The 24578-nt window shown below is 60.2% G+C and carries 29 protein-coding genes; 19 read left to right on the plus strand and 10 right to left on the minus strand.

The features are described from left to right. The first annotated feature begins 27 nt into the window (after window positions 1-27). The 13 genes from NN4_RS14865 (at window position 28) to NN4_RS14925 (ending at window position 12137) form a co-directional block, all read left to right on the plus strand. Complete coding sequence (locus NN4_RS14865; RefSeq protein ID WP_222595068.1) at window positions 28-639, plus strand: hypothetical protein; 612 nt, start codon at window positions 28-30, stop codon at window positions 637-639. Continuing rightward, window positions 636-1334, plus strand: coding sequence for an undecaprenyl diphosphate synthase family protein (locus NN4_RS14870; protein ID WP_147130848.1), 699 nt, complete (start codon window positions 636-638; stop codon window positions 1332-1334). The genes NN4_RS14865 and NN4_RS14870 overlap by 4 nt, the downstream gene beginning before the upstream one ends. Then, window positions 1331-2050, plus strand: a complete 720-nt coding sequence (locus tag NN4_RS14875; protein WP_147130849.1) for a hypothetical protein — start codon at window positions 1331-1333, stop codon at window positions 2048-2050. Before NN4_RS14870 ends, NN4_RS14875 begins: the two co-directional genes overlap by 4 nt. Continuing rightward, window positions 2037-2669 (plus strand): hypothetical protein, encoded by a 633-nt coding sequence (locus NN4_RS14880; RefSeq protein ID WP_147130851.1) that lies wholly within the window; start codon window positions 2037-2039, stop codon window positions 2667-2669. The genes NN4_RS14875 and NN4_RS14880 overlap by 14 nt, the downstream gene beginning before the upstream one ends. Window positions 2670-2715: 46 nt before the next feature. Beyond that, a complete protein-coding gene (locus tag NN4_RS14885) occupies window positions 2716-3174 on the plus strand; it encodes a type II toxin-antitoxin system RatA family toxin (protein ID WP_147130853.1) in 459 nt (152 codons plus the stop codon). Between the two features lie 119 nt (window positions 3175-3293). Further along, window positions 3294-3950 carry a class I SAM-dependent methyltransferase gene (locus NN4_RS14890; protein WP_186818434.1) on the plus strand — a complete coding sequence of 219 codons (657 nt, stop codon included), beginning with the start codon at window positions 3294-3296 and terminating at the stop codon, window positions 3948-3950. Window positions 3951-4134: 184 nt separating this feature from the next. Next, on the plus strand, window positions 4135-5394 hold the full coding sequence (locus tag NN4_RS14895) for a cytochrome P450 (RefSeq protein WP_147130857.1): 1260 nt from the start codon (window positions 4135-4137) through the stop codon (window positions 5392-5394). A 235-nt stretch (window positions 5395-5629) separates the two neighbouring features. After that, complete coding sequence (locus tag NN4_RS14900) at window positions 5630-6697, plus strand: aminotransferase class I/II-fold pyridoxal phosphate-dependent enzyme (protein ID WP_186818435.1); 1068 nt, start codon at window positions 5630-5632, stop codon at window positions 6695-6697. Window positions 6698-6708: 11 nt separating this feature from the next. Further along, on the plus strand, window positions 6709-7620 hold the full coding sequence (locus NN4_RS14905; protein ID WP_186818436.1) for an NAD-dependent epimerase/dehydratase family protein: 912 nt from the start codon (window positions 6709-6711) through the stop codon (window positions 7618-7620). 628 nt (window positions 7621-8248) lie between these two features. Then, complete coding sequence (locus NN4_RS14910; RefSeq protein ID WP_147130863.1) at window positions 8249-8512, plus strand: hypothetical protein; 264 nt, start codon at window positions 8249-8251, stop codon at window positions 8510-8512. Between the two features lie 69 nt (window positions 8513-8581). Continuing rightward, window positions 8582-9322: a S1 family peptidase gene (locus NN4_RS14915; RefSeq protein WP_186818437.1), complete on the plus strand. Its 741-nt coding sequence runs from the start codon at window positions 8582-8584 to the stop codon at window positions 9320-9322. Between the two features lie 416 nt (window positions 9323-9738). Next, window positions 9739-10956 (plus strand): Shedu immune nuclease family protein, encoded by a 1218-nt coding sequence (locus NN4_RS14920; RefSeq protein WP_222595069.1) that lies wholly within the window; start codon window positions 9739-9741, stop codon window positions 10954-10956. 8 nt (window positions 10957-10964) lie between these two features. Beyond that, window positions 10965-12137: a restriction endonuclease gene (locus tag NN4_RS14925; RefSeq protein ID WP_147130868.1), complete on the plus strand. Its 1173-nt coding sequence runs from the start codon at window positions 10965-10967 to the stop codon at window positions 12135-12137. Window positions 12138-12203: 66 nt separating this feature from the next. Here the strand turns inward: NN4_RS14925 and NN4_RS14930 are convergent, their stop codons facing one another. From NN4_RS14930 to NN4_RS14955, 6 genes are all read right to left on the minus strand, one after another. Continuing rightward, on the minus strand, window positions 12204-12566 hold the full coding sequence (locus NN4_RS14930; RefSeq protein ID WP_147130870.1) for a hypothetical protein: 363 nt from the start codon (window positions 12564-12566) through the stop codon (window positions 12204-12206). Between the two features lie 92 nt (window positions 12567-12658). Beyond that, on the minus strand, window positions 12659-13360 hold the full coding sequence (locus tag NN4_RS14935; protein ID WP_147130872.1) for an antirestriction protein ArdA: 702 nt from the start codon (window positions 13358-13360) through the stop codon (window positions 12659-12661). Next, entirely contained in the window at window positions 13353-13820 is a 468-nt protein-coding gene (locus tag NN4_RS14940) for a hypothetical protein (protein WP_147130874.1), read from the minus strand. The genes NN4_RS14935 and NN4_RS14940 overlap by 8 nt, the downstream gene beginning before the upstream one ends. Before the next feature lie 107 nt (window positions 13821-13927). Next, a complete protein-coding gene (locus NN4_RS14945; protein ID WP_147130876.1) occupies window positions 13928-14341 on the minus strand; it encodes a hypothetical protein in 414 nt (137 codons plus the stop codon). A gap of 379 nt (window positions 14342-14720) precedes the next feature. Then, window positions 14721-14981 (minus strand): hypothetical protein, encoded by a 261-nt coding sequence (locus NN4_RS14950; protein ID WP_147130878.1) that lies wholly within the window; start codon window positions 14979-14981, stop codon window positions 14721-14723. Next, window positions 14978-15901: a transposase gene (locus NN4_RS14955; protein ID WP_147130880.1), complete on the minus strand. Its 924-nt coding sequence runs from the start codon at window positions 15899-15901 to the stop codon at window positions 14978-14980. The genes NN4_RS14950 and NN4_RS14955 overlap by 4 nt, the downstream gene beginning before the upstream one ends. 109 nt (window positions 15902-16010) lie before the next feature. Here NN4_RS14955 and NN4_RS14960 point away from each other — a divergent pair, with 109 nt between their 5' ends. Then, window positions 16011-16700, plus strand: coding sequence for a hypothetical protein (locus NN4_RS14960; protein ID WP_147130882.1), 690 nt, complete (start codon window positions 16011-16013; stop codon window positions 16698-16700). Window positions 16701-16845: 145 nt separating this feature from the next. Beyond that, window positions 16846-17181: a histone-like nucleoid-structuring protein Lsr2 gene (locus NN4_RS14965; protein WP_147130885.1), complete on the plus strand. Its 336-nt coding sequence runs from the start codon at window positions 16846-16848 to the stop codon at window positions 17179-17181. Window positions 17182-17263: 82 nt separating this feature from the next. On the opposite strand, the gene NN4_RS14970 is transcribed toward NN4_RS14965, so the two are convergent. Genes NN4_RS14970 through NN4_RS14980 form a run of 3 tightly spaced genes read right to left on the minus strand, consistent with a single transcriptional unit; the run spans window position 17264 to window position 20039 of the window. Then, entirely contained in the window at window positions 17264-17764 is a 501-nt protein-coding gene (locus NN4_RS14970) for an NUDIX hydrolase (RefSeq protein WP_147130887.1), read from the minus strand. Beyond that, on the minus strand, window positions 17761-18657 hold the full coding sequence (locus tag NN4_RS14975) for an aminoglycoside phosphotransferase family protein (protein WP_147130889.1): 897 nt from the start codon (window positions 18655-18657) through the stop codon (window positions 17761-17763). Before NN4_RS14975 ends, NN4_RS14970 begins: the two co-directional genes overlap by 4 nt. After that, on the minus strand, window positions 18654-20039 hold the full coding sequence (locus NN4_RS14980) for a helix-turn-helix domain-containing protein (RefSeq protein ID WP_246180884.1): 1386 nt from the start codon (window positions 20037-20039) through the stop codon (window positions 18654-18656). Before NN4_RS14980 ends, NN4_RS14975 begins: the two co-directional genes overlap by 4 nt. Window positions 20040-20379: 340 nt before the next feature. Between NN4_RS14980 and NN4_RS14985 the strand changes: the two genes are divergently transcribed. From NN4_RS14985 to NN4_RS15000, 4 genes are all read left to right on the plus strand, one after another. Continuing rightward, complete coding sequence (locus NN4_RS14985) at window positions 20380-20961, plus strand: hypothetical protein (RefSeq protein ID WP_246180885.1); 582 nt, start codon at window positions 20380-20382, stop codon at window positions 20959-20961. Further along, window positions 20958-22103, plus strand: a complete 1146-nt coding sequence (locus NN4_RS14990; protein WP_147130893.1) for a radical SAM protein — start codon at window positions 20958-20960, stop codon at window positions 22101-22103. The genes NN4_RS14985 and NN4_RS14990 overlap by 4 nt, the downstream gene beginning before the upstream one ends. An 18-nt stretch (window positions 22104-22121) precedes the next feature. Continuing rightward, a complete protein-coding gene (locus NN4_RS14995; protein WP_147130979.1) occupies window positions 22122-22766 on the plus strand; it encodes a hypothetical protein in 645 nt (214 codons plus the stop codon). Window positions 22767-23010: 244 nt separating this feature from the next. Further along, complete coding sequence (locus NN4_RS15000) at window positions 23011-24153, plus strand: hypothetical protein (protein WP_147130895.1); 1143 nt, start codon at window positions 23011-23013, stop codon at window positions 24151-24153. A gap of 12 nt (window positions 24154-24165) precedes the next feature. Here the strand turns inward: NN4_RS15000 and NN4_RS15005 are convergent, their stop codons facing one another. Then, window positions 24166-24525 (minus strand): hypothetical protein, encoded by a 360-nt coding sequence (locus NN4_RS15005; protein ID WP_147130897.1) that lies wholly within the window; start codon window positions 24523-24525, stop codon window positions 24166-24168. Window positions 24526-24578 lie beyond the last annotated feature (53 nt).

Genomic DNA, 24578 nt, shown 5'->3' on the forward strand with positions numbered 1-24578 from the left:
CGGTCCGGCCACCGTCAAGCGCGCCTCGTGCTCTCGCGGCTGGCCGAAGACAAGGACCTGCTCACCAGGCTGGTGCACGAGATCGAGTTCGATCACGAGCGGTTGTCGAAGAGCGAAGTCCATCCACTGATCAACCGGCTGATCTTGTACCAAGACGATTCGCGTGCGTTTCAAATTCGTTTACACATGTCGCCCGGCTCGCGCGAGCTCGTCCCGCACGACCACAAGTATTCGTTCACCGCGTACGTGCTTCGCGGCGCCTACCTGCACGTATGGCGGAGGCGCGTCGACCGGAGAGAGGGTGAGTTCACCGGGGCGGACATCTTGCCCGGCATCGTGACCATTGAACGTCCCGGCACGTGTTACACGTTCGGGCACCCGTTGATCCATCAAACGATCATGGTGCCGGGAACAGTGACGTTGTTCATGCGAGGCCCGCGCGTCAAGGGCCGGTCGCACGCGGCGTTGGACATGCTCCCACAGGCCGAGCAATGGCCGCCGCCCGCCGAAGCGGGAAAGCCGACACATGCCAACGGGCAACGCCCCGTGACAATGGCCGAGTATCAGGCGATGCGTGCGCGTCTCGTGGCCGAGGGCTTGATCGACGACATTTCCGCTGCGCACGGAGCAACACCGTGACTCCCGGACATGTCGGAGTGGTTCTCGGCGGGAGTGCTCGGTGGGCCGAGTCCTCCGGAAGGTCGGTCGTCGAGGCCTACCAGCGGACCTGCGCCAAGCAACTGGAGATTGTGGAATGGTGCTGGGCTGCCGGCGTTGCCGAACTCACGCTGCAGGTCGTATCACCGGAGCCGGCTCATGGCGACGGCACGGCCCGGGAGGCCTGGGGCAATGTACTCGACCGATTGTTTCGGGGTTGGCCGGCCGTTCCGGTCGCCGCACTGAATCTTGTCGGTAATTCAGATATTGTCCCCGAAAATCTGGCTTCTGAATTTGGTGCGCCGGCGAGTGCGAGTTCTCGCAGCGGCGACGGAATTGTCCTAAACCTGGTTCTCGGTTACGAGGGGCGCCAGGAAATCGTGGACGGGGTCCGAACCATGTTGGCGACGGCGCACCGGGCCGGTGCCGGCCTCTCCGAGGTGGTTGCGCGATTGGACAGCGAATATCTGGACGGATTTCTTGCCACCGGCACCTTGTCGCCCATAGATTTCGTGATCAGGACGTCGGCGGACAAACATGTTCTGGGCTTCTTGCCGTGGAAATCAGCGTACGCAGAATTCTATGTCACCGGGGTATCGGCACCGGACCTCTCTGTCGGAGATTTCACGGCAGCTTTGAAAGACTACTCACACAGGAAGCGGAGGTTCGGTCGATGATCTCTGGCAAACCGGAAAAATCCCCCAATGCTCCGTTCGACCTGGGTGCCGCCTGTTCGGCTGTCGAATGGGAGGATCCACGCCGCGCGTGCCGACAAGCCCGGACAATCCTTGGTCGCCTGGTATCCGATCGAGCACTTTTCTCGGAAACGGTGTTCGGAATCGAAGCGGATCCAGCGCGGCTCGCGCGATCGGAAAGTCATCCGCTGCTACACAGACTGTCGCTGTACGAAGACCCGCAGCGGCGCTGTCAGTTACGCCTGCACGTCTTTTCCGGCCGTGAAAGAGACCTGGTTCCGCACGATCACAAATACCCCTTCAGTGTTTACGTAGTGGCCGGAGGATATCTGCACGTGTGGAACCGAAGGGTAGGTGAAAGTCAATCCGGCGAGTTCCTATCGACCGATATTTCACCCGGTATCGTCTCGGTGGAGCGTCCGGGTTCCTGCTATACGTTTCAAAATTCGCTCGTGCACCAGACCATCGTGATGCCCGGTACGGTTTCGCTGTTTCTGCGTGGCCCGAAGCGTCAGGATCGCTGGCATGCGGCGGGCGACATGCTTCATCTTCTCGAAGGCTATGAAGCGCCGCGTTCGGACAGAGCCGAGCACCAGGGAGCGCAGCCGATGACCCTGGAAGATCTCCATCGTATTCGGCGTGGCTTGGTACGTAGTGGAATTATTGCCGATCAGAGGTCATCACATGTCATTGCCTGAATTCTTTATTCATCCCGTCGTCAAACTGCTGGGCCAGACCCAGTCGCCCTATGATGTGCCTGCCGATCCGGCGATCTTCGATGGCGATTGGCTGACGCCCACGAGATCACGAGTCCTCGACCTCCTGCGAGACATCGACCCGGAGACTCAGGCACAGAATTCGGTAACCGGTCTCGGCTTGACGTATCTGTTCATCGCCGCAGACCTGGAACGGGATTACTCCGTGTATCTCAGGTTGGCGGGAGATGGGACGGTGGCCCCTCGCAGCCCTGAGGAGAAGGCGGTGGTGCTCACCCTCGCCGGCGTCATGGAGCTGGAGGCATATCGACACGAGGGTGACGTGTCCGCGGACACGCCGTGGTACGTCCGGCAGTTTTCGGCAGGACAGATCTACGCCGGCCATCCGGGAACTATTCACTCGGTTGCGCAGTCCCCGGACGCGGTGCAACTGGTTGTTTCGCGGGGAGCCGTCCCGGCGATCGGACGGCAGCTGGGTAGCGACGATGTCGCAGCGCAGGTGGCACGGGCACGGGAACTGCTGCAGAACGCCGTCGCACGCGATGCGGCGCTACTGGATGTCACGGCAGCGACGGCACTGGCCGAGCCGCCCGCCCGGTGAACAGCAGGCCGAATACAAATCGACCCCCAACGAAAGGTAGCTCCGTATGCCAGTGGTCACCGTCTGCGAGCGACTGAACTCGTCGCAGGCCGCGATATGGAAACAGCTTTGCGATGTCGAATCCTATCCGGAATACATGGAGTCGATCGTCGACATAAAGATCGTTTCCAGAAAAACTCTACCGGACAATTCTATAGAGACAGTAGTGTCTTGGGAGGCGACGGTAAAAGGATCAATACTGAGATGGACCGAACGGGAATTGCGGTATGACCACGCTTATCGGCTGACGTTCGAACAGGTGTCCGGTGACCTGGAGGTCTACCGAGGATACTGGGAGGTTCGTGCGATCGACGACGATTCCGCCGAGGCCACGCTCGAGGTCGAGTTCCAGATCGGCGTGGCTGAGTTGCATCCGATGCTGGAGCCGCTGGTTATTCAGGCGATCAGGACCAATTCGACAGACATGCTGCGCGCCTTGGGCAGCCGGGCTTCCTCGGCACTCTGATGCGGCGTTGATCAGGAAACTGTGAGGATTCGAATGGCATTGGAGAGATGATGGTGCTGCACGACAGCGGCGAACGCGTTGTCCCAGAATGGGTCCGGCCGACCGACAAGATGGGGTCGATGTTGTTGGAACAGCATCGACGGCGGTACGGCATCGCGTCGGCGGACGTTCGCGGAAAGAAGGTCCTCGACCTCGGTTGTGGAGCCGGATACGGGGCCCACCTGCTGGCGGAGGCGGGGGCGGCCGAGGTGACAGCGGTGGACATCGACTCGGCCGCGCTTTCCTACGCGGCCGAGACGTACGCGCATCCAGTTGTCGAGTACATCCAGCAGGATGCTACGGAATTCGCGCCAGCGGCACAGGATTACGACTTGGTGACCTGTTTCGAAGTGCTGGAGCACGTCGGTGATCCTGCGGAGCTACTGCGAGTGATCCGCTCCGCGTTGAAGCCCGACGGGCTACTGATGATTTCCGGGTGTGTCTACCCGACTCGAGACTTCTACCGCTTCCATCTGCGTGACTACTCCAAGCTGAGTTTTCGCGATGAGTTGGCGGCTGGTGGATTCGTGGTACTGGATCAACTCGATCAGGTAGCGGTCATGTCCGCCGCCGAGGTCCGAGGAACCATACGGCGACATTGGCGGAGTTTCCCACTGGAACGGTTCAGAACCAACCCCGTCAAAGTGCTACGTGCGATCGTCTCGACTCAACTGATCAACGGCGTAACGCACGAGGAAGCGATGTTCACCTGTGCGGTCAAGCCTGACTCCGGCTAGACCTGGCCCGACGAAACGTTGAACGAGTGTCCCCGCGTGAGTACCCGACGGGTAGCGATGCGCTTAATTGAGTAGGTATATTGTGCAGTTCGAGTCCTCGACCCAGCTCTCCGACGAGGTGGACGGGCGCCGGAACAACCCGCCTGGCCCCCATTGCTCGCGCACTCGCCAAACGGTGAATTGGATGTTGCGTCCTTATCCGTATCTGCACGAGTGCCACCAGAAGTACGGTGATGTATTCACCCTTCGGCTGCACGCTCTCGGCGACGTCGTCATGCTGGCGGACCCCCGAGATGTCGACGCGGTATTCCGGATGAATCCCGATCACGGACGAACCGGCGAAGCCAATGCGTTGATGACTCCGATTGTCGGCGAGGATTCACTGTTCGTGCTCGACGGCGAGCGCCATCGAAGTCGCCGGGCGGAGATGCGGTCAGCAATCCATACTCGACCGCCGATCGACCCGGGCATCGTCGAACGGCTCACGCTCGAGGAATTGCCGGACAACGGTGGTGTTGTCGAAGTGACCGCACTCTTCCGTTGGCTCGCGATGCGGCTCATCGGCCACCGCGTTCTCGGCACCGACGACCCAGCGATTCTGCGTTCCTTCTGCACGCAGCTGCACTGGGTGGTCGGGCCACTTATTTCCCTGGGGGCGTTCTTCCCGATTCTGCAACGCAACTACGGAATCGCCTCGCCGGGCTACTGGCTCGACCGCCGGATCGCGGCGCTGGATTCGGCACTGGCGGATTCGGTCAGGGCCGCGGCGCTGAAGCCGAGCACGTCGTGTGTCGGCGAGCGAATGTCTGCGGCGCGGGGGGAGCCCTGGCCCCCCGCACACAGCGGTCCGCTCAGAGACGATCTGATCACGCTGGTCGCCGCGGGTGACGACACCGTGGCCAGCGCGCTGTCGTGGGCATTGTTCTGGGTGGCCCGGACTCCGCGCGTCGCTGGAAAGCTGCAGTCCGGGGCCGATGCGGTATTCCCGGATACCAACCGAGCCGATATTGCCGAATCGCGTTTCCTGGATGCCGTTTGTATGGAGGCATTGAGAATTGCACCCGTCGTGGATATCGTCTCCCGAAAGACTTCGGTCCCGATGGTGGTCCGCGGGTTCGACGTTCCGGTGGGTTCCTTGTTGTCACCTGCGATTTATCTGGTACACCGGCGTCCCGACGTGTTCGACGACCCGCATAGTTTCCGGCCCGAGCGATTCTTGGAGCGAAAGTTCAAGCCTTCCGAGTACTTTCCATTCGGCGGCGGGAACCGGAGATGTATCGGGGCGTCCTTGGCGCTCGCAGAGATGAAGGTAGTGCTCGGCACGATACTCGCGCACTTCGAGGTGAGCCCGGCTTCGGTCGCCGACACCGCGATCCGATATTCGAGAAGGAACGTGACGGTGGCGCCGGCGAAGTTTCGAGTCCGACTGGTACGCCGGCGGTAGGTCCTGTGTTCGGCGGGGCGGCGGCGGCCGCTGTGGTATTTCAATCTCGGCTGGCACAGCCGAGATCGTGAGAAAGTGATTGGCGGATATGGTCCATACCCTGATTAGACGACTTGCCGAGAAGGACGGGCCCAGACTGTTCGTCGAGCTCCGGAATCGAGGTATCTCTCCATTTTATCGGACGGCCGAGTCGGCGATCGGTTCGTCGGTCCATCTCGAGGGCCGGGATGTGCTCATGTTCGGTTCGAACAACTATCTCGGCCTGGCAGGTGATGAGCGGGTCAAGAATGCGGCGACCGCCGGGATTCGTCGGTACGGCAGCGCGTCGACCGGTAGCCGGCTGCTGAACGGATCGAACGAGCTGCACGTCGAGATCGAGAGCCGCATCGCGGCGTGGTTTCAAACAGCCGACGCTCTCGTCTTCACCTCCGGCTATACCGCCAATATCGGCGTGATCTCCGCCCTGGTCGGAACAGGTGACACTATTGTTGCCGATGAGTACGCGCACGCGTCGATCATCGACGGGGCTCGGCTGTCGGGCGCGCGAATGCTTCGGTTCAGCCACAACGATGTGCACAGCCTCCAAAACGTGCTTGCTTCGGTGGAACCGTCCACTGGCGAGATCTTGGTCATCGTCGACGGCTTGTACTCGATGGAGGGCAGCCTGGCACCGCTGCGCTCCATCGCGACGATGTGTAAGGACCGTGGCGCGGCGTTGATGGTGGACGAAGCTCACTCACTCGGTCTCTACGGGGCCACGCTGCGGGGATGGGCGGAGGAGTGCGGCGTTCTGGACGATATCGACGTATTGATGGGTTCGATGTCCAAGGGGCTCGGCAGCACCGGCGGTTTCATCGCCGGATCGGCCGAGTTGATCGCGGGATTGAAAGGTATGGCTCGGAGTAATTTGTTCACTACGTCAGCTACGCCGGCCAGTCTGAATGCCGCTATCGAATCGCTTCGGATCGTCGGGAGCCCCGAGGGCCGAGATATCGCCGAACGTGTGCGAGCGTCGTCTGTACGACTGGCCGGCCTGCTCCGGGATGCCGGCGTCCCGCTCAACCCGTCCGGCGAGAGCTGGTCTCCCATCCTCCCGGTGCTGATCGGCTCCGACGTGATGGCCATCGAGATCTGGAACAAGATCTTGGCCGGCGGGGTATACGTCGGTGTGGCCTTGCATCCGGCCGTCCCCCGGGGGCGCGCGCTGTTGCGTGTGTGTGTAACAGCGGACCACGGTCCCGACGACTTGGCACGCGCGGCCGAGGTCATCAGTGCCGCTGCGGTCGGCGTGCCGGCGCTATGACCACAGTTGCCGTGACCGGCGCCTCCGGCGACTTGGCGACGGTACTCGTCCGAGCGCTGGCAGGATCCGCTGCGGTCGATTCGGTGAAAGCGTTTTCGCGGCACCCGCTCCGAGTCCGGCACAAGAAAGTGACCTTCGTGCCGTACGGGGCGATCTCGGAATTGTCGGTCGAGCAACTTCGCGGAGTCGAATGCCTTGTTCATACCGCCTATGTCGTCGAGGAGCCGCGCGATAAGCGGCAGGCTCGAAAGATAAATGTCGAGGCAGTCGAATCGATCGTCGAGCTCGCGGTCGAAGCAGGTGTCGGTCACGTCATCGTGCTCTCGAGTATCAACGCCTATGGTGACACCTACCGTGCGGGGCAGTGTCTGGACGAGTCGGTTCCCGTGCAGCGGACACCCGGCAAGTTCTATTTTGACCACAAAGCAGAGATGGAGCTCCGGCTCGCGGACAGATCGCGCCGCGACGAAGCGATAGCGGAGCGGCTCTGTGTGGTGCGGCCCACGTATGTCGTGGGACCGGATATCGACAATTCAGGTATTCGAATGTTCCGGCAGCGGGTGATCGTCTATCCCGAAGCCGCAACGGCGGCGTATCAATTTCTCCATCAGGATGACTTTGCTTCCGCGATCATGAGCATCATCGAACAGAGGTGCTGCGGCATATTCAACCTCGGGCCTCGGGGATACATGACGGTCCGCGATATCGCCGAGCGCGGCGGGCACCTCTGTGTGTCCGTACCACTACCGTTCGCCGAACGAGCAGCTGATCTGCTGTACCGATTCAGGATCTCGACCTATTCCTCCGAGTGGGTGACGATCGGCGAGGCAACTGTGACATCGGAACGGCTGGAGCGGCGCACCGGCTGGCAACCGATGTGGTCCTGTGCGGAGGCAGCGTCGATCATGCTCGGTGTTGCGTGACACCAGACCGTTCGCCGCGCCGACCGTGTGGTTGCGTCGAATCATGGCGAGTATGCATTCGTAGCCGGTGGTCGCGGCCACCCGAGCTATCTCGGTGAGCTGCTCGAGCGGTATGCCCCGCCTCGTGGACGGGATGCGCGCGGGGAGCACTTCGCCGGGGTGACACCGAAGACGTTCCGCAAGACGGTGGCGTCGGTGATCACCCGCGAGTACGGCATCGGCCAGGCAGGGCTTGCAGCTGGGGCACCGGCGCGGTTAGAAGCCGACCGAGGAGCATGGCGTGGAGCGTGGATTGCTGATGCCTGACTCGTCGGCGGCGTCGGAGCGCGTCGCCGGTGAGCGCCGAACTGCGGGATGCCGCCGAGACTACGGCTGCGTCGGAACAAGCGAAGGACACCTGACATGAGGAAAGCCCTGGTAATCGATCTGCCAGGGCTTTGGATATGTGCGCTTCCTGAGGTCTCACTCCAATCTGAACAGCGCTGGTGAGGCGCTTTTAGCCCTGTTGGCGGAGGCGCGGGCCGAGGCAGATGGTGGTGTAGATCGCCCATCAGTGACTTTGCCAGCCCGAGCTCGACGGCTGACGAACCAGGAGAAAGCGGAGCTAGCGCGGGACTACCTGGGTGGCATGACGGTGTACGAAGTGGCCGAGAAGTTCTCTATCCAGCGGCAGACGGTCAGCGCTCACCTGAAGCGTATGGGTGTGCCGATGCGGCAGCAGGGATTGAGCGACGAGCAGGTGGACCAGGCCACCGAGCTATACGCCGAGGGGCTGACCCTGAAGCAGGTTGGATTGAAGCTCGGAGTGGACGCCGGCACAGTGCGCTTGGCGCTCCTGCGGCGAGGGGTGCGGATGCGGGAACCTGTGGCGAGACGCGGAGGTACACGCTGATCCCAGCGTGGTGCGCCAGCGAAGCCGATCGCGGTATCTTGATCTGTGCCACACCTCTCCCGGACAACGTTGCCGTTCATCTACGCCGTCGCGCATATTTGTCCGTCATTTGTGTTACCGGATGCGTCGACGAAGACATTCGGTTGGGGCACAGGATTTTTCGTAGGCGACGGTACTGATCCAAACTGTGCATACTTGATGACCGCCGCCCACGTTTTCGATCCCGCACGATCAAACAGCCGTTACATCGGGTTCAAACTCGACTCCGTCTACGTTCGGCAGTGGTTCAAGCGTATGGATGAAACCGATGCGCCGCTTGTCCTAAACGAATCTCGCTTTACCTCACCACAAGTCAAGTACGCACCATCACATGATGTTGCTGTCATGCGCCTAGCAACCGAAATGGCCGTGATTACTGGCAACGGGAAAATCAACTGGCTGGAAACCTCCATCCTTGCAACTGGCGCAGATTTCGAAAGCGGCCGTATCTGGCCTGGTCAGGACGTACTCATCCCGGGATACCCAGGTGCAGCGGCGAATACTCCACCGGCCAGGCCCTTTCTCTTCTCTGGCACCATCGTGACAGATCCAGCCCAGCCCGCGCATATCGATAACGGGGACCAGGACCGAACTATCGTTTGCCAAGCATTCAGCTGGGGTGGCTCGTCAGGAGCACCTGTGTTGTGTCCATTGGCCCCAGAACCCAAGATCATCGGTATCAATACGGGTCACTTCAATCTCGGTGGTGACAGCGCCGGAGTCCTAACAACTGCAGTACGTTCGGACGTCCTGATAGAACTGATTGAGTAATCGTAGTTAAAGTTGATGATGTCGATCCGGCAGAGAAACTTATAGACCGAGCTGTGGCTGCACGTAGAGGGCTCGACCGCCGAAGCGCGGTGCGCCCGGCACAGTGCGGTTGGCGCTGCAACGGCCGGGGCCGCCACATACGCGTCGATGGCGAGACGAAGATGGTCTGGATCGAGCACGCCCAACTCCAGCTTCAGGCTCGCCCAGCGCTGGCCGATCGCTGACACTGCTGATGTCGTTGACCCGGCGGGGGCTCACGATTCGGCTAATAGTCAGAACTGGCCCGCTCGCTCTGCAAGTTACCGCCAAGTAGCTGTAACGACAGCGATGCTGCGGCGGATTTATACTTCAAGTACGTTCCATGACGCACGTCCCTGTCGCTGAATGTTATACTGCCCAGAGGGGTATAAACATTAATGTCCGAAGATTTCGATAAACCAGAGTTCGATGATCTTCTCATATCAAGTGATGAGAAAGAATTTGACGTCGCAACCGGCGATCTCTCAAAACTGGAGATACGGCGCAGCTGGTCGATGGATGGTTACACTTACTTCATAGAGAAGCCGACAGGGCGTGTCGTACGAGATTTCGTACTTAACAACGGCCTACGCGTCGCGACTATCTGCTCGGTGAAAATCATCTACACCGACGGCAAGTACACTCCCCGGCTGCGGTTCTGGAAGAAAGACAAAACGAAGGCGGGCAAAGAAATACTGGAATTGCCGCTGGAGGACTTGCCGCAGTATCGCATGATCAAGGCGGCAGTCGATACGGATGATGGACACGAGAATCTTTGGAAGCTCGTCAACTATCTCCAAGCCTGCCGAGATCTCGATGTGCCGCACGATCGGTTTCGTGCGATCAGCGATGACAGCGCTGAGCTTGTTGAAGTACTGAAGGGCAAGGACAAGGCGACGGTTCTTGGGGCGATGCGCCAGTTGTTCGGCGGCAGCGTTACACAGGCAGACCTGGATCTCATCGCTGGTCGGAAGACTCAGCTCGATGTCTTTGAGCGTTTGCTAACGGACGAAGCATACTTCGCCGAGCAGATGGAACTTCGAAACAAAAAGATCGAGGGCGTATGGCAAGACTTCTTTGAGGAGAACCCATGGATCTTCGGCTATGGCCTTACTCTCATTTCATGCGAATCCTACGACAAAGAGAAGCTTGAGAGGGCGACGACGGGTAGGAGTATCTTTGGCGGGGCCGGCAAGCGTGTCGATGCGCTGCTGCGGACTCGCGGTGCGGTTAGTAGCTTGGTGTTCTGTGAAATTAAGCAGCATGGTCAGCGTTTGCTCGTTCCATACCGTACCGATGTCTACCGACCGGATATAGAGGTCGTTGGCGCTGTAAGTCAGGTTCAGAAGACTGCCGATAAGGCGATCCGTGCAATGGGTGACTACCTTCACCGCCAGTATGGACGCGATGGAACACCGGAAGGATTCGAAGTAGCCACTATCCGACCTCGGCAAGTAGTAGTTATTGGCTCGACGACGGAATTTCAAACCGAGCAGGGGTTAAATCCAGAGATGGTCTCGTCATTCGAACACTATCGGCGGTCGGTGAACGATGTTGAGATAATTACGTTTGACGAACTGCTGGCGCGGGCAAAGTTTATTGTGGCGGATGCGTAGGTCGAAAGATGGATTTAGAGAAGGCTCTGGAACATTTTGACGTCACCGAGGCCAACCTCAGGCGGCTCGAAAAGGTATGGTCGGAAATCGCTAGCTTGATTCCGCAGGGGATAGTCTTCGGAGGTGAAGAACGTTATACCGAGCTCTGCCGGGCCTATGCTGCAATAATGAAAGGGCTCCCGGCCATCGGAGGATTTAGATTGACCGAAGAGCCATGGGAGCTAAATGAGATTGCGCAGAACCGGCTCGACGCTCAGGAAGTCGGCGAAGCGCACGTAATCTTCGGGGTCGAAGAGGGTATCGAGGCTCCGGGTCGCGAGATCGATGAGTACCGATCGCGACTGGCTGCAATGCGCCGTGAACTCGTGCGTGATCACCTTATTCGTATGACGACAGAGGTTGACAGCCTCCTAGCTCAGATGACAGCGCGGATTGAAGCGAATAAGACGCCCATCGCGGACGAATTATGGGTCAACTTCTGTGAGCTTATTGCTCAGATTGAACGCCTAGGTGGTAGCCAGATTCCCCGCACCGGTCGATGGTCAGAGCTTTACCGGCACATGCGATTCGCTCAGGGCCACGATCTGCACGATATCGCGAATATGGACTGGCCGTCGGTCCGCGAAGACATTCAGGCGGGGCTGTACTCCGAACTTGAGCCTCTTCCAATGGAACTGGAAGACCTATCAGAGCTTGTGCGAGCGAAACCGACCGGCGCGGTGACAACGAAACTTAATTGGTCGGCAATCTCTGCCGATGATTTCGAGCGCCTGCTGTTCAATATCGTAGCTGATGCCCAAGACTATGTGAACCCGCTTTGGCTGATGAAAACCAATGCGCCGGATCGTGGTCGGGATATCTCGGTTGAGCGGGTAAGCCAAGATAGTTTGAGCGGCACAAAGAACCAGCGGGTTATCATCCAGGCGAAGCACTGGCAATCTAAGTCAGTTGGACCGCACGATGTTGCAGAGGCGATGAATCTGATGAAGCTATGGGAGCCGCCGCTCGTGAACATTCTGATAGTTGCAACAAGCGGGCGTTTCACGACGGACGCGGTCGCATGGATTGAGAAACACAATATCGACGGCGGGCGTCCACATATTGACATGTGGCCGGACAGCCATCTTGAGCTAATACTCGCCCAACGGCCGCACCTCGTCGCTGGATTCGAACTTCGATGATTTATTTGTGCTACCAACCTGCGTGTGGCAGCCTCTGTCTTAAAGCTTCGGAGAAGGCCGCGCGCCTCAATCAACGGCCAGTTGCGCCGTGCGTATGGCTGCGGCGAGGAGTTCAAGCAGGCTCTTGGCTGTCTTCTTGTCGGTAATCACGTATAAGATCAGCCCGTTATCCTCGCCATAGAAGCCGATAGCCCAGCCGGTTTGATCCTTTCGCATATCGCAGAGCGGTCCTTCGGGGTCGGTAATGAGGAGCTGGCTGTTAGCGATAGGGCCCACTTCAATGGCCAGGCAGCCACCACCGGTGTCGGTGATGCATGCGTCGTAGCCGTGCGCGGCGAGTAGCTGGAGCGCGTCGGCGTACTGGTCCCTTACGTATTCGAGTGGGTGGAAGGTTACGGTACTCTGTTCTCGCTTTTGCAGGCTATTCATTCGATGTTCTCCGTTTACTTATATTACTGTTCTAACTCTCTTCAGGTACTCCGATCAACCGTTTCGGCGAATAATGAGATGTAGTTATTACCTCAGCGGTGGCCTGGTGCAGATTCAGGACGCTCCTCAAACACCCATACCCCACCGCCCTCGGCCGGGACCGCGGCAATGTCGCCTTCGTGCAGCATTTCCTCCCCGATCGCCGCATAGTCGACAGAAACGAACTCCTCAAGCACTGCCGGAACTACACGTTTCAGCATGTCCTCGATATTGAGCGGTTCGAACAGCTGTCGAACATAGGCGGTCATGCTCTCGTAGTGGCCCTTGTATGCGCTGGTGAAGTGGTCGAATAGGAGTGGATCGTCCTCGTGAGCATCTGCCCATGCCGCGTATGCCGGACCGTGTTTCTCGATCCCGCGCGCCACCTGCGCCAGCAACTCAATGCTGTCGACGCCCTCTAGGTCGATCGCGCCGGTCGTCACTTCGAACGCGCCAAAACCGTCGTAGTCCCAGATGTACAGCGGGGCACCTTCGGTGGCCTCGTCTGTGGTGAGGACGGCATAGATCTCGGCGCGGATAGTTTGTGGGTCGCGGGCCATATCCACCCACGTACCGTCAGTTAGTTCGGCTCGTAGCGGTAGTCCGCGGGTGACGTAGATACGCGGATTGAGCTTCTTGTCCTGCTCGTGGCTAGCTTCTTGCTCCGTGGGCGTGGGTTCGTCTGCGAACGCTTCCGGCTCGCAGTCTTTGCGGTATTCGTTGGGTGCCTGAGGTTTTGGGAAGCGTTCATTCATGATCACCCCCTTCGAGCTCGCGTGGTTCGGCCGTCCCGATGATGAGTTGATGGCGAACCAGCTGGAGCGCGAGTGCCTCGGCGCCGCTTTGCAAATCGCTGGTGGTCAGGTCATCGTGGGCATCGGCGAGCTCGACGATCCGATCGTTGACGGTCGTTATCAGCACCGCCAGTGCCCGCTGCTGTTGGTCGCTGGTCGCGACGCCGTAGACGTGCTCGACGAGGTTGCGTGCGAGCGTGGCGGTTGCCGCGAGGGCTGGAGGGCCGGGGTGCTGGGCCAGGTCGTACACCGCCGTCAGGATGGCGTCACTGATCGCCCATCTCAGTTCCCAGTCTTGATCACTGTCAGCTTCTGCGGTCGCAGCAGAAATGGTTTCCGCTTCGTGCGGCGCCGGATTCGGTTGTTCTAGCGGCGACTGTTCATCTGGATTGTGTTGTGGGCCTGGATATTTCTCGTTCATGGTTACCTCTCTTTCGTAATAGTTGGATGTTGGCCGGTCGGATAGCGAAGAGGATCGCTCCTCGATTCGCTGTCCGCCGGCCTCTTACACCGGGACCTGAGCGAGGCTCAGCTGTCCGCCTGCTCACCTCCTGCCTTCGACCCACCACGACGGGTTCGGGACCGCGGGTTGCCTTGCGGTGGGTCGCTTTCCGCACCGCCCGCATCGTCGGCCATCACCTCGATTTCGGGGGTCTCGGATGCATCCTCCTGTTCGGGCGGAGGCGGCGGGGTGGCTGTGAACAGGTTGTCGATGGCGGCCTGCCGGGCGCGTGCCTCTTCTTCGATGGCGGCGCGTGCGGCGTTAGCCCTGGCCATCAGCTCGGGATCCTGCTTAGCGGCTTCGATGTAGGCGTCGACAGCCTTGAAGCATTCAGCCTTGAGACTGGTGCGCCGCAGTTCGGCGATCCAGGTGAGCTGGGCGTGCCTGGCAGTGTCGATACGGATGGCAAGGGTGATTTCCTTGCCTTCGGGTGTGGACATGTTCGCTCCTCCTCGGTGCGAGCGGCCGGTAAGCGCTTGGTGCGCTTACGGTTTGCGGACCGCAGGGCATCGACGAGCGGCACTCCGCGCTGACCAGCCGATGGGTGAAGTCGAGCTGGCCAAACTGCGGAGGCGTTTGGCTCCGAAAGCGGACCCGTTCCCAGTTAATGACGGTGGACCGCTGGTCTCAATCGTCCGATCGGGCGACGAGTCGAACGCTAGGACGCTCGGTCTGACACCGCTTGCTAGCGGTGCGTAGGTCCCGTTGATAGCCGCCGATGGCAACGTTTCTCACGTTGTGGAACGCACAGCAGCGGGGGATCAGCCGCCCAACAAGAAAAGCCGCCAAATTGGCGGCTAGGCGGCGAAGTATGCGTGATCAGATCAGACTGGCGTTGATATCGTCCGCCATCTGCTCGGACAGCTCCAGTGCTTTGCCTTGGTAGGCCGGATCACGGATTCCCATGAGGCCCAGCCGGAGGATCAGGAGCGGCCACAGGTATACGCCAGTCCGAACCCGGTCGCAGTGTCGACAATGAAGCGTTGCTCTGAACCCATACCCCAGGACAGGCACGGCGGCAACAAGTTCGACGTCTTCGACGTACCACGACCGCGGATGCGGATGGAACAGCAAGATCACGTCGTAGCCTCCGTCGAGGTGGCCGATCCAACTTGGTCGCTGTTCACCACCTGCTCCAGCCAAGCCACGATCCGGCGGGGCTGGTGGTTGGTGCGGAGCCCTTGATACAGACGGTAAAACATTCCGGAACGTTGGTAGTAACGATAGCTTTGATAGATCGAAAAGACATGGCCGTAGCGGGCTGGCACCTGCGTCCATTGAACATCATGGGACATCTTGAACCGGATACCGTTGAGCGTGCGCCGTTTGGCGTCGAGTTCGGCCTGTGACCGCTGAAACTCGCCTCTGCGGCTTCGTCGTAATCCGAAGTGCGGCAGGATCAGTCGCCACTCTTCGTCGGTCAAATCGGATTCGGACGGCCCGAAGAAAACTTCCCAGGCATCCAGTAATTCACCTGGTTTCAGTATGTGGACCAGGTCGTAGGGTTCGAGCGGACGCTGTGGCCAGGTGGTTGTCCAAGCTGGAATTCGCTCGAAGTACTTACTGGAGAGGATCTCGTGCCAGCTGACGTCTTCGCCGTGGACGAGCAACCAAGTTTCGGTGTCAGAACGTTCGTCTTCGGATGGCCAATCGTCGAGGTGGCCGATGAGTTCGTGCAGAGTAGGAACAGCGGCGACAGCGGCATTGTGGACAGCCAAGGCCACTTCCCAGGGTTCGAACTCAACCAGTTTGTTTACCAGCGATTCCATGCCGGTAGCCGTGAGCGACTCACCATTGCCAATATTCAGCAACCGGTCGCCGACGTCGGCCGGAAGCTCATGCAACAGGTAGTTGCGCACGACCTTACGGAGCTCATCGGTCCACCCCTGCACGTCATAACCGACGATGCCACCCTCGGGGATGTTGTACTCATAGATATTCCCAAAGCGGGGAGCGAGATGGATTGCAAGTAGTTCGAATTTATTGTATTGCTCTTCCATGTATCTCTGATTTTGGCTCGATTTGGTGATTGAGTCAAGCACTTCGATGTCGATTATTATGTAGTACGTGAAATAGCAACTGGACGCGGCCACCTGTTATTCTTGGGGTATGAATCCAACAACTTCACAGTGTCACTATCGTAGAGGCAGAAACCTGAACACTTGCGATGACGCCATCGCAAGTTTTACGCCGGATAAATGGCTGGCATGTACCGGGCAGGTCGGTCATCTGTTTGATGGCCTCTCCTATCTGTTGCAGGCCGCCCAGGAGTGGCAGTTGCAGACAGATCTTAAGCTGGAAGTTGTGGGTTATCCGGCACAAACTTACGCGATGGATTCGGTATTCCTGCGCGCTCGGTCTCTGTTTGAATTCTTCATTGGCCGAGGCGCTATGAATTATTGCCATGCTCACTGCCTTTTCGGCCTAACGAACCAATTCGGATACGCCAAGTATCAACCCGCCCAAGGCGTCGTCAGCACTACCACTGACTGGGCGGATGTGCTACACGTCGGCTCAATACATCTCAAGGATAGGGGTCGCCCCGTTCAGCTAGTCGGCCATGACGGGACTTTGAAGGATTTGAACCAGATGCCAGGTGACTTCGCCAAGGGCATATTAGATGTATGGGTCGATTTCGAGACAGAACTGCAAGCGCAGGGCCACGCGCAGCTGCACGGTATGGCAGAAGCGTGCAGGGTTAAGGCGGTAGAGGACGCCGGAAATATTTTCGACAGTGTCATGCAACGTGCGGGTGCCTACCAGATTGCATCAACGAAGAAGGTGACGAAACTATTTTAGCTGCCTACGCGGGCTAACGAAGGTGCTTGACGTCATCGCGGTTGTAACCCCAAGGACGCCAACCTCGGGTGTCCTGGCTTCCTGGCCGATTCGGCTACGATAACCACCCATACGTACCACTCATCCACCACGGAGGAAATTTCATATGGCACGCCAAGTTGTTGTCACCCTTGTCGATGACTACGACGGCAAGTCGCCAGCCGTAGAGACGGTGATCTTCGGGCTGGATGGTGTGTCCTACGAGATCGACCTGTCTTTGCTCAACGCCAGCACCCTGCGGGGCATCTTTGAGCAGTGGACGCCCCACGCCCGCAAGGTCGGTCGTGTACCGCGGGGCAAGCAGATCAACACCCGGCCGGCGACCGACCGGGATCGGAGTGCCGCCATCCGTGAGTGGGCGCGCAAGAAGGGCCATGAGGTGTCGAGCCGGGGACGGATTTCTGCCGAAGTTGTTGAGGCATATGAGAAGGCGAACTCGTAGGACCGCCGCACAATTCGAGACGCGGCGCCCGCTCACCGAATCCGCGCGGGAGCTTCCGAACGGTGAAGTAGCGGGCCTCGCATCACTTACTCGAAATCATCGTCTCGTCGGCCATCGCAACAATCTTTCGCGCTACCGGCGTCAGCACCTCGACTGGGATTGGTGGCGCGAAGCAGCGAACACCCGCCACGTCATCGTCATTGCCGTTCCAGACGGGCGTCCCGCTCGCTGCTGCCCGAAAGTAATGGCGCTTCGACTCCCACCCTGTTTCTGACCAAATGTCGAAGTAGTACTCGATGAACTCACAGACTTTGACCGGTTTGCCGACAAGCTGGAGCCCCGTCTCCTCGTGTACCTCACGCCCGAGCGCCTCGGTCAGCTCCTCGCCTGGTTCGACACCGCCGCCAGGCAGGTCCCAGAGTTCGTCGGGTCGAGAGCCGCCGCGGACCAGCACGATGCCGCTGTCATCCTGAAGCAAGGCGTATACCGACGTCCGCCTGACCAGCTCATCTTGGTGAACGATATGCGCCTCGCCGTGGATATCTCGGCAGAGGTAATGATCGACCGCCAACTGATCGCTCATTCCAGTGCCTGCCATCCCGACCACGGGCGTGCCCCGCGCTCGCCTCGGATACATGCCAGCCGGTGCTCGGCCTGTTCCCGGAGCGCCGGCTTGGTCGATGCTGCCTGCACCGCCATCGTCGTCATCCGGAACTCCCGAATGTCGCGCAGCAGTTCGAACCCGGCCCAGTTTGTGACGTCGTGGCCGTACACCTGGCAGAACTCGCCGTACTGCTCGGCGGTGATCCAGTCGAACGAACTGTGCTTGATTGCTGTGTGCACCAGATCCCATTCGGGCGGCCCGATCGAAGTGCGCTCCAGGTCGAGTAGCACGACGTGTCCGTCATCCGTGGCAGCCACATTGCCGACCCAGGCGTCACCGTGAATCACGCACCACAGCAAGCCTTTCGGTAGTTCTTTCCACCGCTGCTGCAACTCGACGAGGCGTGTACGCAGCCACTGCCGATCCTCGTCACTCCAGCCATGGGCCGCCCCGATTCGCTCCTCCAGTCGCACGAACGGCGCCACTTCGCCGAGATCGAAATCGGCCGGCGGCGGCAGGCGGTGCAGCTGCTTCAGGACCGCGGCCACCTGCGTCGGCGTGCCGTGGTGATGCGGCGGGAGCTCGCGCCAAAAGGTGACTGCACGGCCATCGATATCTACCGGCTGGTCGACATCCGGAACAACCTGAACGGCTGGGACACCGGACGCTTCAAGCCAGCGAGCGACGTTCACTTCACGCCGGGCTGCGGCCAGTTGGCCTTGTCGGCTCGCCCGAGCGACAACGCATCCCGGCAGCCGGTAGATGGCGTTCTCGCTCAACTGAATTGGCTCGGCCTGGTCGGCGTCGAGGCCAACCGCGGCGGCAGCCCTGCGGACGATCGCGAGCCAGTCCGTCTCGGCCGCCTCGCTCATGCGGGAACCAGCGTGCGGTCGATCTGGACGCGCAGCTCCTCGACCTCGGTGGAACGGATATGCGGTTCCGCGAACATTCGAAGCTCGCGGAGGTCATCGGCGGCCCGGCGGGAACGCAGATGTCCAGCATCAACCAGGGCCGCTTGGCCAAACGATGCCGCCTCGACCGGATCGCCGGTGGTCATGGTGAGCGACGCTAGCTTAATTCCTGAAATCGCCCGCGAGCGAACGAAATTGGCTGTGTGCCCAGCGACAGCTGCTTCCAATCGGTGCCTTGCTTCGCCGACGAATCGCCCGTCGAGCGCGACGTCAAACAGGGCGTGGCCGGTGTCGCCCGAGTGTTGGGCCGCGTCGTAATAGGCCATCCACGGTGGATCGTTAGCGGGCGAGGCGCCCGCGAACTCCTCATCCGCTTGCCCGACCGATCGAACTGCCTCTTCGGTCCGATGCAATTTGGCGAGCGCCCGCGCTCTGGCCGCGTGCAGCATGGCGCGTTCGGTGGCGGTCAGCCGATCGGCGCGCACCATCGCAAGCTCGATGAACGTCAAACCATCATCAGGTTGGCCGCACCAGATGGCTTGCCGGGCCATTGACGACAGCACCTTGCCGCGGAGGTGCCAGTCGCCAACCTCTTCCGCGCAGGTAAGGCCCAGTTGGAACATGCTGCGGGCATCGTTGTGGGCATAGGCGTCGAAGGCCATGAACCCGGCCGTGTGGCCAAGAAACCCGACGGCGCTATGAAGGTCCATCCGGTGCTTGTCCGCGCAACTAGCGCCAAGGAGGTTCACGGCGTAGCGCAGTTGCGCTGCCACGGCTTCGCGGACCAATCCGCCGCCGTAGGTGTGATCCCATGAGCTGAACTCCCGGGCAGCCGTCCGTACCTGTTCGATCTCGGTCAGGCCGACCATCGACGGAATCGGGGTCGGTTCGATCTTGCCCAGCAGATCGAGCAGTGGCTGCTTAGTAGCCGCCGCCATGACGCCGAGTGCCGCCCGCATGAATTCCTGGCGTTTCACAATATCGAGCGTAGCGCCGGAACCTGCTGGCAGCTTGAACCACAGCAGCTCCGGCGGGATGGCCAACGTCTCGGCCCAGCGGATGAGTTTCGAAAGTTGTTCCGGTGCTGGACCTTTTTCAATGCGGCTGAGCTGAGCCTGCGTCAACCCGAGCCAGTTGGCGACAAGTTCCTGCGGCAGCGGTCGACTGTGAAACGGATGGGTTCGGTAGGCAAAGATCACCCGACCCATGTGCCAGGTGGCGAGCGCATCCCGCATCTGGTCGGTTTGCCAGAAGGTCGGCGGCAGGAGCGGCGGTTGCTGTAGCTGATCGCGGGAAGCGGATTCGCAAGGAGCACAAAGCGATTCAAGGTTGTAGTTGTTCAACCTGGTCCCACAGCGTGCGCAGTAGCGCTGCATATGGGGTACCCGCGTCATGATGGCCGCTCCCGGTTGCCTGGGGATTGTCGCCTTCTGCCTTTGGTCGCGTGACCCTACCAGGGCTTGACACCGCCAACTATACGTTTCATACATACCCCCTATTCGCCCCTGTCGTGGCCGTTTTCGGCCCTCCGGGCCACCCTTGGCCAGTCTCGAAAAATGGCCGCTAGGAAAGGGGTAGGCCGTGGCATTGTCCCTAGTAGTCCCCATATTTGGCCCGCCAGCCGCTGGCAAAACAACCCTGACGCTGCGACTCGGATGCGATCCCGGACGCCGGATCTTTCGGTTGCGGGAGCACATATCCAAAGAAGCGCTCGCCGCGACGGCCGCCAGCAGCGAGCGGCTGGGCTGGATCGATGAGTTCACGGTGAGCGAAGCGGTGCGCTCGTACTTCGCAGGCGCCGCGTCCAACCCCGGTATCCACACCGTGCTGCTGGACAACTTCCCCGGTTCGGCGAACCAGGTCGACCAGCTGCTGGCCGCCGTCAGAGCGGCGGCACCGGCCTGCCACGTCGAGGCGATCGAACTCCTGACCGACGCCAAAACCCTGAAGCAGCGATCACGGAGCCGGAAGGTCTGCCATCGCTGTGAGCGCGATCCGATCTCCGATCCTCGGTTGCCGGCTATTCCGAGCGACGACGACCCCTGGCAGTGCGCGCATTGCCGCGGAGTGCTGCATCCGAGACGCGGGGATTCGCCTCGCCTGTTCAAGGCGCGGATGCAGCGCTATCACCAGGCGGCAGCCGGTATCCGCGCCGGATTTACCGATTCCGGTGTCGCCGTCACCCAACTCGACACCACCAACACCATTGACGGGGCGGCGAATCTGCTTGCTCCGCTGCTTATCTCCCGGAGTGTCTCGCTATGACCACTGTTGATCTGCCCGCCCCCAGCTTGAGAACGAATAGCGACGGCTACGGCCATGGCCGAATGCCACGCGGCGGCAATCTCCCCGAACCGGATCGCATCGACCGTGTGGCCTATGGCCGGTTCCGCAACGTCTACCTCTACATCACCGAAGCCTGCCAACTGCGCTGCGAGCACTGCTACATGGGGGAACGGCTGGACCGTGCGCTCAAGATGCCGCTGCCGCAGATCGTGGACACGCTCACCACCTGGCGGCGGATGGGCGGCGACAAATTGACCATCCTCGGTGGTGAACCGACCCTGCACCCGCACTACTGCGAGGTGATCCGCCTGAGTCGCAAGCTCGGCTACGGGCACGTCATCACCACCACCAATGCCCAGAAGCCGGCCCTGCGACGGTTCCGCCAACTCGAACCTGACGACTTCGCCTACATCCAGGTCAGTCTGGACGGCGGCAGCGGCGAGAGCCATGACGCGATTCGCGGTGCGGGCACCTTTACTCAGGCGCTGGAAACCACAGCCGAAGTCACCCGGCGCGGCTTCGACGCCCGCATCATCTGCACAGTCAGCAAGGCGAATGAGCGAGACGTGCTGCAACTGCTCGACATCGCCGATCACCTGGGCGTCAGTCTGGTGAAGTTCCATGTCTTTTCGACCATCGGCACGGGGCACGGCAACGCGGATATGGCGATGAATCCGCTGGAGTGGGTCACATTCTGCGACCGCCTGAATGAGGTTGCGCCGCAATACAAGACGCGCGTGTGGTACCAGCCGACCTACGCCCGGCGCGATCAGATGGAGCGTTACGCGGCCGAAGGCTACCAAGGATGCATCGGCCGGACGCTGGATCGGATTTCAATCTTTCCGGACGGCCGCTGCTATGTCTGCTCGTTCCTGTTCGACACCGAGCTGCACTTCGCCCAGATGGTCGACGGCCAGGTGCAGCTGAACCACGGCACCAATGAGTTCGATTTGTTTACGAGCGCCTTGGCCGAAAGTTCCTGCGGCGGTTGCAAAGCCAGTGCATGCCAGGGCGGCTGCCCGGCCGAGGAACTGGTGATGGGCAGCGCCTCGTGCACGGCCTACGACGACATCGTGCCGATCTGCCGGTTGTGGAAATCCAGCGCCAAGCCCGAGGAATGAGGAACCGACGTGGACGAGATGGACCGCATCGCGGAGAACCTGTGTTGGATCGACTGGAACGACATCGACGATGTTGAACTCAACTGCCGCGAAGCCTTGAATGAACTCGCTGCCGAGCCCGGAATCGTCCGTGCACGGCTGGACGATCTGCCCAACCGGCCGGACCTGATGGCTATGTGCGAGCACTACGACATCCTGGACAAGATCGTGCTGCACAGCGGCGACAATCCCGACATCCGCATCCGGCTGCACATCTTCTTGCCCGGCTACTTCGACCGGCCACACAACCACCGCTGGTCGTACGCCAGCCGCATCCTGCGCGGCCAGTACCGGCACTTTCTGTTCGGGAATGCCGAGGTGGATGAGCAGGTGGAGCCGAACAAGCTGCCAGTACTGCATGTCCGGGAGGAACCGGTCGGCACCGCCTACGCCCTGCACCACTCGATGGTCCACGCGGTAGTGGCCGAGCCCTACACCGTGAGCCTGGTGATCCGCGGCCCCGCCGTGAAGGACCGCTTCTTGGTGATGGACCGAAAGACCGGCGAGGCGTGGTGGCAGTACGGCCAGAAGGACGAGTCGGCGGAGGAGACGGCGCGCAAGCGAATGGGAGCGGAACGGCTACGGGAGGTGAGCGACCAGCTCACCGAGTGGAAGTTGTTCTAGCGCCACCAATCTCGATGCGCAGCGGCTGCTGACAGCGCGCGGCGCTCACCAGCCTGACACTGCCCTGCCACTTGGTCAGGGCCGACATGAAGGGAGGTGACACTATGGGCGGCAACGGCTTCACTGGCGGAAACGGCTAGTGCGACGTGAGTGATCGTAGAAATGGCGAGGACCCACTCGGGTCCTCGCCATTTCTTCGCTCTATGCCCGCGCGCCGCGACTTGATACAATAGTTGCGACATATATGAACGACACTCTGCACCGCTTCCAACGAACCAAGAAGATCCTCGCCGGTCTGGTGCTGGTGGTCGCTGGAGCCTCGTTCATAGCGGTCGGCAAGTCCATCCCGACAATGCGAGAGTTGGCATGGCTTGGCGTCATCCCGTGGAGTGAACTGGGCGCCGTACTGATCGGCGCCGGAGTCTTCTCCATCTGGCTCGATGCGTACTTCGAACGTGAAAAACGGGAAGCCGACGACGAACGCCTCCGGCGGTTATTCGTGGAGCAAGCGCCCGCGATGAAGGCGGCCGTGATCAAGGGGTTCGCCTTCGAAGATGAGGACTTGCGCCGCGTCGCAACGCCCGAACTGCTCGACAGCATCATCGGCAATAGCTTGGCAATGCGCCTCCAGGACAAGGACTTTGCGCGCGAGCTCTACGCCGACATTCGCGACCAAGCAGTGAAGTCTGTGGAGCGCTGGCACGATGTCAAGATTTCGATCCGGTTGAGCACCTTTGGGCCATCACCTGACGGGCCCGCGGTCGGGAAGCAGTCGACTGCTGCTCCATCGCCGATGGTCATCACTGTGCGCCACGAGTACACCACCGTGCCCTCAAGTCGGGTCAGGCGATTCGTATCCGTGTCGGACATTGATGAATACCGGGAGCTGGCGCAGGATCCCGCTTCCACCTTCGCGTGGTACTACCGTCCAACGAGCACGCTGGACGCTGGCTCGAAGGAGGCGTTCGAACTGGTGCAGTTCACGGTCGACGGTGAAGAACGGCCGATTCGCCGCAGCGCACGCAAGGGATCTCAGACGTACACGGTCAACCTCGATATCCCTGAGGATGAGCGACGGCAACCGCGAACGATCTCTTACACCTACCGTCTCCAACCAGCGCCGCAGAACCGCCTACTGCACCTCGACGTGGAGCAACCGTCCCGCGGCATCGACATCGAGCTCGACTACACCGACGCGGACGTCGCCTACGTCAATATGGTCGACTTCATCGCGAGCAGCCAAAAGGGCATCGTTACAAGGACACCGGATACGGTGCCCGGCAGAGTGGTGGGCTTGCACTTCGACGGGTGGGCGATGCCGCGCAGCGGAGTTGCCTTCGTTTGGGTGATGAACGATGACCTCGTAGAAGAACGCCAGCGCCCATGAGCAAGCCTCAAATTATTGCAGTTTCTCTACAATCTGAAACAGCTCATCCCAGGCAGCTTGGTCGTCGTCAACGTCAAGTTTGCATGCGAGGTCGAGAGCACGTGATAGCTCTGGTTCTGATTTCTCAGTAAGCCAGCCTATCTCATCATCCGCTACAACAGATGGCCATATAAGAGCACCGCATATATTCGCGGATACATCGCCACCCTTCCCGGACAGCAACTCCCGGTTCGTAAGAGCTCGTGCACGATCCATTTCTCGACGCATATATTCGATGAGGTATGGGCGCACATCCGGGGTTGACGGCTTGGCCCATACCTTTTGGCGAAGCTCAGACATATCTAAATGTTTTGGGTTGATGTGTACGGTCATGATAAATAATTCCTTGATACAAACTATTATTACAAATGTAGTGGCCGCGTGGC

This window comes from Nocardia ninae NBRC 108245 (genome assembly GCF_007990755.1).
GTDB lineage: Bacteria > Actinomycetota > Actinomycetes > Mycobacteriales > Mycobacteriaceae > Nocardia > Nocardia ninae.